The sequence below is a fragment of the Rahnella ecdela genome, from assembly GCF_019049625.1.
Lineage (GTDB): Bacteria > Pseudomonadota > Gammaproteobacteria > Enterobacterales > Enterobacteriaceae > Rahnella > Rahnella ecdela.
In genome coordinates this window covers 1-10,424 of the sequence record NZ_JAFMOY010000088.1, presented here as the reverse complement: position 1 = coordinate 10,424, position 10,424 = coordinate 1, and the positions used below count along the sequence as shown (strand labels likewise).

At 47.7% G+C, this 10,424-nt stretch carries 10 protein-coding genes and 1 pseudogene; 10 read left to right on the top strand and 1 reads right to left on the bottom strand.

Annotation, left to right across the window (positions count from 1 at the left end; all coding sequences use genetic code 11):
- From tssI to J1784_RS00770, 10 genes are all read left to right on the top strand, one after another.
- Window positions 1–1,136, top strand: a 1,136-nt coding sequence (gene tssI / locus J1784_RS00815; protein ID WP_217147650.1) for a type VI secretion system tip protein TssI/VgrG, incomplete at its 5' end; no start/stop codon positions are given.
- On the top strand, window positions 1,136–2,377 hold the full coding sequence (locus J1784_RS00810) for a hypothetical protein (RefSeq protein WP_217147649.1): 1,242 nt from the start codon (window positions 1,136–1,138) through the stop codon (window positions 2,375–2,377). The genes tssI and J1784_RS00810, both read left to right, overlap by 1 nt.
- Before the next feature lie 33 nt (window positions 2,378–2,410).
- Window positions 2,411–2,632, top strand: a complete 222-nt coding sequence (locus J1784_RS00805) for a hypothetical protein (protein WP_120508420.1) — start codon at window positions 2,411–2,413, stop codon at window positions 2,630–2,632.
- 10 nt (window positions 2,633–2,642) lie between these two features.
- A complete protein-coding gene (locus J1784_RS00800) occupies window positions 2,643–3,659 on the top strand; it encodes a DUF2169 family type VI secretion system accessory protein (RefSeq protein ID WP_217147648.1) in 1,017 nt (338 codons plus the stop codon).
- Window positions 3,656–4,726: a hypothetical protein gene (locus tag J1784_RS00795; protein ID WP_217147647.1), complete on the top strand. Its 1,071-nt coding sequence runs from the start codon at window positions 3,656–3,658 to the stop codon at window positions 4,724–4,726. The genes J1784_RS00800 and J1784_RS00795 overlap by 4 nt, the downstream gene beginning before the upstream one ends.
- Window positions 4,713–7,217, top strand: a complete 2,505-nt coding sequence (locus J1784_RS00790) for a T6SS effector phospholipase Tle3 domain-containing protein (protein WP_217147646.1) — start codon at window positions 4,713–4,715, stop codon at window positions 7,215–7,217. Before J1784_RS00795 ends, J1784_RS00790 begins: the two co-directional genes overlap by 14 nt.
- Window positions 7,218–7,228: 11 nt before the next feature.
- Entirely contained in the window at window positions 7,229–7,927 is a 699-nt protein-coding gene (locus tag J1784_RS00785) for a T6SS immunity protein Tli3 family protein (RefSeq protein WP_217147645.1), read from the top strand.
- Window positions 7,928–7,965: 38 nt separating this feature from the next.
- Window positions 7,966–8,667 (top strand): T6SS immunity protein Tli3 family protein, encoded by a 702-nt coding sequence (locus J1784_RS00780; protein WP_238485327.1) that lies wholly within the window; start codon window positions 7,966–7,968, stop codon window positions 8,665–8,667.
- A gap of 65 nt (window positions 8,668–8,732) precedes the next feature.
- Entirely contained in the window at window positions 8,733–9,407 is a 675-nt protein-coding gene (locus J1784_RS00775; RefSeq protein WP_420803941.1) for a T6SS immunity protein Tli3 family protein, read from the top strand.
- A gap of 38 nt (window positions 9,408–9,445) precedes the next feature.
- Entirely contained in the window at window positions 9,446–10,147 is a 702-nt protein-coding gene (locus J1784_RS00770) for a T6SS immunity protein Tli3 family protein (RefSeq protein WP_217147644.1), read from the top strand.
- Window positions 10,148–10,224: 77 nt separating this feature from the next.
- Here the strand turns inward: J1784_RS00770 and J1784_RS00765 are convergent.
- Window positions 10,225–10,424, bottom strand: a pseudogene (locus J1784_RS00765) (hypothetical protein); the annotation flags it as partial.

Sequence of the window (10,424 nt, the reverse complement as noted above, 5' to 3'; positions counted from 1 at the left end):
CGGATATGGTCTCCGGAACGTCTAATTCCCCGCGCATGCAGCCGGGTTTGTGCTTTGCGCTGACGGACCATCCCCGTGAGGATTTGAACTCTCAGTGGCAGGTGATCGCCTGCGAAATTCAGGGCGACCAGCCGCAGGCGCTGATAGGCAACGAAGGTCAGGGAACCACACTTTACAGCCACTTTCAGGTGATCCCGGCGTCGCAAACGTGGCGGTCGGTACCGCATCCCAAACCGCGCATTGACGGCCCGCAGATTGCCATTGTTACCGGCCCGCCGGGAGAGGAAATTTTCTGCGATGAGCACGGGCGCGTGCGGGTGAAATTTGCCTGGGATCGTTACAACAAAGCCAACGAAGGCAGTTCGTGCTGGATCCGCGTCTCGCAGGCATGGGAAGGCACCGGTTTTGGCAACATCGCCATTCCGCGCGTCGGCCAGGAAGTGATCGTCGATTTCCTCAACGGCGACCCGGATCAACCGATCATCGCCGGCCGCACCTATCACGCCAGCAACCGCTCACCCGGTAGCTTACCCGGCACTAAAACGCAGATGGCGATCCGCTCGCAAACCTACAAAGGCAGCGGTTACAACGAGCTGATGTTTGAAGATGCCACCGCACAGGAATTGCTGTCGATCCATGCCCAGAAGGACATGAAGACTAAGGTGCTGAATAACCGGATGACGGATGTGACGGTTGACCACACAGAGACGGTGGGCAAAGGGCAGACGGTGACGGTCGGTAAAGAGAAAGCCGCCGGACATGATCAGAAAACGACGGTGACAAATGATCGTCAGGTTACGGTTGGTAACGACCAAAAGCTCGATGTGGCACATGACCACCGTACAACAGTTGGCAATGATCAACATCTCGATGTGACTAACGATCGTCATGCCAAAGTTGGCAAAGACCAGAGCAGTGATGTTACAGGGGCCGATACACAAAATGTCAAAAAATCACAGTCGATTACCATCGGCGAAAACTACACGCTGACGGTAAAGGACAGTCTCACCATCAAAGTCGGCGAATGTCTGCTGACCATGAAGAAGGATGGGACGGTTACCCTGAATGGAGTAAAAATTCTGATCAATGGTGAAAAAGACATCAAACAAGTCTCAGGTAAGGTCAATATTAACTGATGATTAATCTCAAGACCGGTGTCGCCCCGCTGCTCGCAGAGCAATATGCAGATATGCTATCGCTGGATTATCGTCGTCGTAATAGTCTTCTGCGCTCCTATCATCACAATACTGATGATTTGATTCAGTGGGACAGGAGATTACAAACTTATCTCTCAGGTTTGCTTTATCTTAAAAATGACGCGTATTCTTACTTTGAGACGCAACTCGAATCACCATTAAGTCGTGGCGATGTATTTGCAATAGGTCTCTTCGCATTCCATTCGGGTAATATTCAATTGCTGGAGGGATGCCTGGGACTAATGCAGGTAATGCCACATTTACTGCCCGTAATTAATCCTCTTATTGCATGGGCTCCCGTAAAGTCTCCGCTCTGGGAACGCCTATTTATCAATCCACTTTTCCGTATTATTGCTGCTTACCAGAAAATTGGACTACCACAAGCACCTGTATTAACAGAGTGTGAAATTGACAAGCTCACTGTCTTGCCGGTGGCAATTCCGGGGTTAATTTATGCACTTCATCAGCAACGGCATCCAGACTACTTTTCTCTGGTCACTCAACTCGCAAACTCTCCAGACTTTCAGATAAGTCTGGAGGCATTACAAACAATTTTGGTACGCCACTTACCCTGTCAGGATATTTCTATTGAGACGTTACTTCTCCGGCTTATTCAATGTAATAACGATGAAGTCCGGGAAAGAGCAGTACGGTTATACCTTCTCAATACCGGTTATTCACCATCGCATTGTCTTCATGTGCTGAGTCAGAAATCATCTGACCGGCGTCTGTATCTCAGCGCTCTGGGAATATCGGGTGTGCCAGAAAACATTTCCATACTCAGTGAATATCTCGATTCACCGGACTATGCCCGCCTGAGCACTGCCTCTATCGTTATGATTACCGGAATGAGCCCGGAACAGGCTGGCTGGCATAAGCCATCGCTGCTTCCTGAATCCTCCTCACACCTGGCTCAGGATGGCACGATCCCAGAAAATGAGGCTGACGAAGATCTCAGCTGGCCAGATAAACCTGCCTTTGAGCAATGGTGGGGAGTCAACTCCCGCGACTTTGAAAAAACGTCTGCTTATACCGGCGGATATCCTGCGACAGTTGCAGGACAGCGTTCAGTTTTACAACGTGGTTTACTTGCGCTGCATCCTCTGGCTATTGCTCGTTTGCAATACCTGAAACAAGAAGTCAGCACTCTCCATACCCCCTCTTTTCTTCGTATTTTCTGATATGAGTATCGGGAAAATAAGGATGCAAAAAATATGCTAGGCACCAAAGACAGACCAGTTACACAAAATGATAACGCGACAAGTAAAGTTGCTGATGAAGTTATTATTTCTTCGGAAAAGAAAATTACTCTCAGCTGCGGAAAATCAAGCATCACTCTTTACCCCAACGGCAAAATTGTGTTGAAAGGCGACTATATCCTCAGCGATGCAGAAGGTGTTAATCGCCTGTCTGGCGGGCGTATTGATATTAACTAAGGAACACAGGATGTGGAGCCTAAAAAATGAAACCCCTTACAGTGCAGAACGTGGATGGTACAGAGATGTTAACGGGGCCGAAGTTTGGGTCGTAGCGATGAAAGCAACCTATGACATCCGCGCTGACGGTTCAACTCAATTAACCTCACCGTTACCGGTTAATAGTGGCATTGTGATGTTTCCTGACAGCGAAGAAATATTATATGAAACAGATTTAGGACCAGAAAAAGACTCTACAGATATCATACTCAATGGCCATGCCTGGGCCCCCAATAACAATCCTGTGAACAGACTATTTATAGGTATGAAATTATCTGGAATATGCCGCCTTGCACGCATAAGCGGTCAGCGTATCTGGAATGGAGATTCTTACGATGCCAGCTCAAAATTCCTGAAAATACCTTTAGGGTATTCCTACATGGCGCAGGGGCCTTTTTCTGGGGAAGGTATTTACAATCCTCTCGGAATAGCTGTAGATGAAAACCCGGAAAAAGGTCAATCACGACTTCCACAGATTGAATTTTTATCAGACTCAGGATATCCGGGCTTTGGTGCCGTGCCCCGCCAGTGGCCGGGACGCGTTTGTCATGCGGGAACTTATGATAAGTACTGGCAGGAAACCCGCTCCCCTTTAACACCCAAAGATTTTGACCCGCGTTTTTGGCAGGTCGCACCTCCGCCACAGTATGCCGCAGGTCAATTGCGAGGAAACGAGATCGTTACACTGGCGAACCTTACACCACCATCGTTCAGCTCATCAAATATTCTCAGTTTCGCAATTCCCAAAATTTCCTTCAGTTTCAGAACTCAGTTCATCGACGGCAGTGTCAGCATGCACAGGGCGAAGATACATACAGTCATTATTGAGCCGGATTACCCAAGACTGAGTGTCGTTTGGCATACCGCACTCCCCTGCCACCGGAAGGTCAACATGTTGGATGTCACGACAATTACTGAAAAGAAACGTCTGAATGTGCATCCGCCGGTTCTCCCAACCCGCTTCACGGAATGGGAGAAACTATCATGAGTCTTGGAATTATCGCTGCTGGCTGTTCATTTCCTTCAGGCCCGACACTGGCACTGGCAGATATCGCCGTCAGAACGCAGTTTTCTCTTTCCCGTAAGCTTCCTTTTACTACTGACCGTTGCGGGATACCCGTGAAAGCCAGCTATTTCCCACAACGTGAATTGGCTTTTGATATTACCCGCTGGCAGGTGCTTGCAGACAGTGCAATGCAAGATGCGCTGTTATCAGCGGGAGACCTGATAAGTCTTCCAACAAGGCTTTGGCTTGTATTGCCCCCGGCTGACAGACCCGGAGTTCATTCCGCACTTGAACTGGTGCTTACAGCATCCCTATCAGCGCATTTACCCGACTGTCAGCAAGTTAATGTTCTGCGGGGCAATCATGCACAAGCCGGGAAAGCATTGCTTCAGATCCGTCAGTTACAACGGCAAGACAGTAAATTAACTCTGGATATTCTCGTCGCGGTCGAGAGTTGGTTAAAGCCTGAAACGCTGATATGGCTCGAAGAGCAAAGGCTGTTACACGGCAGCCATAGTCTTTATAAAGGCGAACCTCGCATAAATCCCCATGGTCGTATTCCCGGTGAAGGCGCTGCGGTGCTGGTATTAGCACCGACAAAATCCTTTTCTTGCTGGTGCGCTTTGCCAGGCATTGCCGCAGCTGAAGAACCTGTTTTACATGACGATGACCAGCCCTGTCTCGGACGAGGGCTGAGTGCTGCTGCTCATGAGGCGATAAAACAAGCCGATATAAATACAATTTCGCATCTTTTCACCGATGTGAATGGTGAGATTTATCGCTTTGATGAATACGGTTTTACCCTTTCTCGCTTAGGTGGCTTTCTCAGTGACGATTTCCAGCGTATTGCACCGGTGCTGGCCAGCGGTGATTTAGGCTGCGCCAGCATAGTCACCCATCTGGCATTGGCGGCGTGGCAGATAAAATCAGACCACGATAAAAGCAATGGGAAATGTACTTTAGTGCTCTCCAGTTCAGACGATCATCAACGCTGTGCGGTGGTGCTTAAGCCAATAACCCAGGGAGTGGAACAGTATGATAACGATTAATATTAATGGATTAACGCTATGCCATAAAGGCAGCGGCGGGGTCACTCACAACACATTGCCTGATGTCTGTAAAACCCCTCCATTTGCCATACCAGTGCCCTATGAAAACGAAGCTTATTCCGCCGATTTAACCAACGGCACCAGCAGCGTATTTGCCGACGGCGGCAACATGATTGCTAATTTCGGCTCAAAATTTGCCCGCAGTATTTATGATGAATCAGGTTCAATGGGCGGCGTTAAATCCGGTACAAACAAAGCGGAAGCCGACTGGATTAGCCATTCATTTGATGTGTTCTTTGAAGGCAAACCCGCATGCCGCCTGACAGATAAGATGTTTATGAATCACCGGAATACGGTGAACATGGCAGGATTAGTGCAGGCTCCGCTGCCGGAACTTGCGGAGGACATGCCTGTGAAGGATGTTCCCACAACCGGTGATGAGGCCGAAAACAAAGAGGAAGACAAACCTAAACCGATGCCTTGTATTGTTATCCTGGTTCATGGGGTGAACGATGTCGGTGAAGCTTATCAGAATCAGGAAACAGGGATCATTACCGGACTGAATAATCGTCTCAGCCGCACGGATTTAAGCGCACATGACTGGAAAGATTACCTCGCCATCCCGGCAAAAGACCCGCAGAAATCCAGTACTGCGGCCGGCCGCTCGCCAGTCATCCCTTTTTACTGGGGCTATAAGCCTGTCACGCATGATGATTACATGGCAGATCAAAAACGTTACCGTGATGAGGTCAGTAAGCTAAGCAATGGGGCCAAACTCCCTTACGATGCCTACCAGGAAAATGATCCGAAAAAGATGGCTGCTCAGGGGAATGATGGCCATAACAGCGTAAAGTTTCAGAATGACTGTTTTAAAAATACGCTTGATGAAAATTACGCCAAAAATGGGGGTACATTTGCCAATGCGACAACCAACATTCCGGATATGCTCGGGCCGGGTTCTGGCGGTACAGTCGTTGCGGCGGCGGGATTTGCCACTCTGTATATGAACGGCGGGGATTACACCCACCCCATCTATAATAACCCGCACCGCATCTATCAGTTTTTTGCCGCACAGCGGCTGGCGGATTTGATACGTCAGATCCGAAGCAATCCTGTGACTGAAAATGACGTGATTAATATTGTCGCCCACAGTCAGGGCACCATTATTACTATGCTGGCAAATATACTGGTTAAACAAGCAGGTCAAAAACCGGTCAACTGCACCATCCTTAATCACTCCCCGTACTCACTGGAAAGCCGGTTCAGTGAAAATCTCCAGGAAGGCCATCATCAGACGACAGAAGCGAGGGAAAAGACACTCAAAAACTTCTGCAAGCTGATGGCGACACAATACAGAGGCGGTCCTCATAATGGCGGGGAAATTAAGCAGTTTGAGGAGTTATGTCTGCTTGGGGAGGCCGACCAGAACAAATGGCACAGCGATCTGCGCTTTAGCCGTAACAATAATGGCAAGATTTATAACTATTTTTGCCCGGACGATGGCACCGTTTCGCTTGCAAATATCCAGGGATTTGGCTGGCGTGGAATACCGCAAGAGGTTGCGCGGGATATGCCTAACCTCTATCAGCGAGTGTTCTATCAGCATGCAGTCGTAGGTAATAAACCTGACGGTAAACCCTTCTCAATGCCTGAAAAACAGGAGGGCGACTACAAAACCACACCTGTGATGAACGCCAGTTATGACTATGAAGATGTGATAGTAAATGGTGAAGAATTGCCAGAGCCCTTCACCTTCAAGCTGATGGGCGAGGACAATCACCCGGATAACGATCCCAAAACCAGCGATACTCCTTACGAAGCCACTATCGATCCGGACAGTCCCGATCAGGATATTTCCTACTCGGCTAAAGCGGGGATCATGAACCGGACTCTCACGTCAAACTTCCCAATAATGAACAGAATGCCCTATTCGTGGAGACCAGGACATGTTCTGACACCCGAAGAACGGGAAATTGAAAGTACCGAGAGGCAAAAGAATGTCATTGAAGGCATCGTGATAGGTACAAAAGATTCCATGCAATTGCAGCTGACGTGGCTTAAAACACGTGAAGAACTGGAAAAAGAATGGCTGGCAACGGATCCTGTTGCCTATAGCCAGCATTCATCCATTGTGATGAGTGAGCCTACACCTTCGCATGCCATGGCGTTTGATCTGGCTATTGGTCAATGTGAGTCTTTTGATTTTCAGGACGGAAAATTTTGGGAAGCATTGCTGCATCGGGCGGACTGGCGTGACCCGCAGAATGGGTTTCCAGCGGCAAAAGAATACTATGAGACTGGGCTACTTATCGAAGAAAGAACTAAATGGTTTATGAATAAGCCCGATGGAGCTCTTCCAAACGATGTGGTGAATAATTATTTCAACAGCACCACCGTAAAACCTGCGCGCTATCCGGAAATCCATAATCAGGAAGTAGATAACCTGCAATGGGATATGCCTAAACCGCTAGCTGACTCAAAGTTAAAATAACAGGGAAGACTATGAAAGGATTGACAACATTGATGCTGACGCTGGCAATCACCGGATGCCAGGCCAGACCACAGCAGCCCCCAACGCAGGTAGTCTACCGTTTTGACGATCATCGTTATCTGGAGCTGAAAGGCTGGAATTGCGAGGGTGAACTCTGGTTCACCGATGCGCAACGGAGTATACATACCCAATTATACTTTCAGTATTATCGAATCTTTACACGCCAGTTAATTCATCCCTCAGAACGTTACATTGCTGTGCCTAGCTGGGAAGTTACCGGGTTTAGAGTATCAAGAGATTATGGACAAACCTGGCAAGTTGCCGGCTTCTCACCAGGCCCCAATGAACTAAATGGCATGGATCGCGCTCCCGGCGAGGATGCCTTGTCCTTCACCGTGGTTAACGACCAGGGTTTCTTACAAACAAAACACAGCCTCTATACCTCATCAAAACCTTTTGAAGACCCGCGCATTCTTCCCGGTGGGCCGGGTATTCCTTTCGTCTCTGAGGATGGTGCTAATCATATTCTCGAAGCCCAATACCCAGGAGAAGCCTGGGGAATGGTTTATATGACTAAGCTAGGACTAGAGCAAAACACCGCCCAATTCAAAACCAACTGGCAGGACTTACCCGATCACGTCCCCGAAGTGAAAAACTATCAGGGCTGGGATCGTATGCGCTGCGACATGAATGCGGGAAAAGCGAAATAGCTCCGAATATAGGTATCGCAAAATAAAAAGGAATAACAATGAAAGAATTAACAATATTATCAGGGATGTTTTTGGTGCTAATGAACTCTTTGGCGCAGGCCAAAGAACCGCCCGTTCAGGTTGTATATCGTTTTGACGATCACCGGTATCTGGAATTAAAAGGATATGATTGTGAAGGTGAACTTTGGTACACCGATACTATAAGGGGTATCCATACTGAACCTGTGAGCCAGTTTTATCGTATTTTTACGCGTAAATTTGTCCATCCTTCAGAAAGGTATATTGCTATTACCGGTTGGGGAGTTGGCGGATTTATAGTATCCCGAGATCATGGTCAAACATGGCAAAGTGTGGGTTTTTCACCAGGCCCCAATGAACCTAATGGGGATGATTATGCGCCTCGCGAAGATGTCACATCCTTCACCGTGGTTAACGACCAGGGTTTCTTACAAACAAAACACAGCCTCTATACCTCATCAAAGCCTTTTGAAGACCCGCGCATTCTTCCCGGTGGGCCGGGTATTCCTTACACATTGGAAAATGGCAAAGTGCAGGTTCTTGAAGCTCAATATCCAGGTGAAGCCTGGGGAATGGTTTATATGACCAAACTAGGACTGGAAGGAACTACCCAGATACTGAAAACCAACTGGCAGAACTTACCCGATCACGTGCCCGAAGTGAAAAACTATCAGGGCTGGGATCATATGCGCTGCGCCATGGATGCGGGAAAAGCGAAATGACTCCGGATATAGGTTTCGCAAAAGAACAGGGAAAGACAATAAAAGGATTGGCAATATTATCAGGGATGTTTTTGGTGCTAATGAACTCTTTGGCGCAGGCCAAAGAACCGCCCGTTCAGGTTGTATATCGTTTTGACGATCACCGGTATCTGGAATTAAAAGGATATGATTGTGAAGGTGAACTTTGGTACACCGATACTATAAGGGGTATCCATACTGAACCTGTGAGCCAGTTTTATCGTATTTTTACGCGTAAATTTGTCCATCCTTCAGAAAGGTATATTGCTATTACCGGTTGGGGAGTTGGCGGATTTATAGTATCCCGAGATCATGGTCAAACATGGCAAAGTGTGGGTTTTTCACCAGGCCCCAATGAACCTAATGGGGATGATTATGCGCCTCGCGAAGATGTCACATCCTTCACCGTGGTCAACGACCAGGGTTTCTTACAAACAAAACACAGCCTCTATACCTCATCAAAACCTTTTGAAGACCCGCGCATTCTTCCCGGTGGGCCGGGTATTCCTTTCGTCTCTGAGGATGGTGCTAATCATATTCTCGAAGCCCAATACCCAGGAGAAGCCTGGGGAATGGTTTATATGACTAAGCTAGGACTAGAGCAAAACACCGCCCAATTCAAAACCAACTGGCAGGACTTACCCGATCACGTCCCCGAAGTGAAAAACTATCAGGGCTGGGATCGTATGCGCTGCGACATGGATGCGGGAAAAGCGAAATGACTCCGGATATAGGTTTCGCAAAATAAAAAGGAATAACAATGAAAGAATTAACAATATTATCAGGGATGTTTTTGCTGCTAATGACCCCTTTGGTACAGGCCAAAGAACCGCCCGTTCAGGTTGTATATCGTTTTGACGATCATCGGTATCTGGAACTGAAAGGATATGATTGCGAAGGTGAACTTTGGTACACCGATACAGTGCGGGGTATCCACACTGAACCTGTAAGCCAGTTTTACCGGATTTTTACGCGTAAATTTGTCCATCCTTCAGAACATTACATTGCTCTGCCTAATTGGGAGTCGGATGGTTTTATCATATCAAAAGATTATGGACAAACCTGGCAAGTTGCCGGCTTCTCACCCGGTCCCAATGAACTAAATGGCATGGATCGCGCTCCTCGTGAGGATGTCTCATCCTTTACCGTGGTCAACGACCAGGGTTTCTTACAAACAAAACACAGCCTCTATACCTCATCAAAGCCTTTTGAAGACCCGCGCATTCTTCCCGGTGGGCCGGGTATTCCTTACACATTGGAAAATGGCAAAGTGCAGGTTCTTGAAGCTCAATATCCAGGTGAAGCCTGGGGAATGGTTTATATGACCAAACTAGGACTGGAAGGAACTACTCAGGAACATAAAACCAACTGGCAGGACTTACCCGATCACGTACCCGAAGTGAAAAACTATCAGGGATGGGATCATATGCGCTGCGATATGGATGCGGGAAAAGCGAAATGACTCCGGATATAGGTTTCGCAAAAGAACAGGGAAAGACAATAAAAGGATTGGCAATATTATCAGGGATGTTTTTGGTGCTAATGAACTCTTTGGCGCAGGCCAAAGAACCGCCCGTTCAGGTTGTATATCGTTTTGACGATCATCGTTATCGAGACTGTAATTAAAATTGTGTAATTGCCTGTTTTTGATATGTTCACTCCAGCAACGGAGACAGGTAAATTATGGACGAAAAGAAACTTAAAGCCCTTGCGGCTGAACTGGCTAAAGGCCTTAAAAC

What these genes read in the sequence shown, in the direction of transcription:
- J1784_RS00810 (WP_217147649.1), top strand. Translation starts at nt 1,136, where the DNA reads ATGATTAATCTCAAGACCGGTGTCGCCCCGCTGCTCGCAGAGCAATAT.
- J1784_RS00805 (WP_120508420.1), top strand. Translation starts at nt 2,411, where the DNA reads ATGCTAGGCACCAAAGACAGACCAGTTACACAAAATGATAACGCGACA.
- J1784_RS00800 (WP_217147648.1), top strand. Translation starts at nt 2,643, where the DNA reads ATGTGGAGCCTAAAAAATGAAACCCCTTACAGTGCAGAACGTGGATGG.
- J1784_RS00795 (WP_217147647.1), top strand. Translation starts at nt 3,656, where the DNA reads ATGAGTCTTGGAATTATCGCTGCTGGCTGTTCATTTCCTTCAGGCCCG.
- J1784_RS00790 (WP_217147646.1), top strand. Translation starts at nt 4,713, where the DNA reads ATGATAACGATTAATATTAATGGATTAACGCTATGCCATAAAGGCAGC.
- J1784_RS00785 (WP_217147645.1), top strand. Translation starts at nt 7,229, where the DNA reads ATGAAAGGATTGACAACATTGATGCTGACGCTGGCAATCACCGGATGC.
- J1784_RS00780 (WP_238485327.1), top strand. Translation starts at nt 7,966, where the DNA reads ATGAAAGAATTAACAATATTATCAGGGATGTTTTTGGTGCTAATGAAC.
- J1784_RS00775 (WP_420803941.1), top strand. Translation starts at nt 8,733, where the DNA reads ATGTTTTTGGTGCTAATGAACTCTTTGGCGCAGGCCAAAGAACCGCCC.
- J1784_RS00770 (WP_217147644.1), top strand. Translation starts at nt 9,446, where the DNA reads ATGAAAGAATTAACAATATTATCAGGGATGTTTTTGCTGCTAATGACC.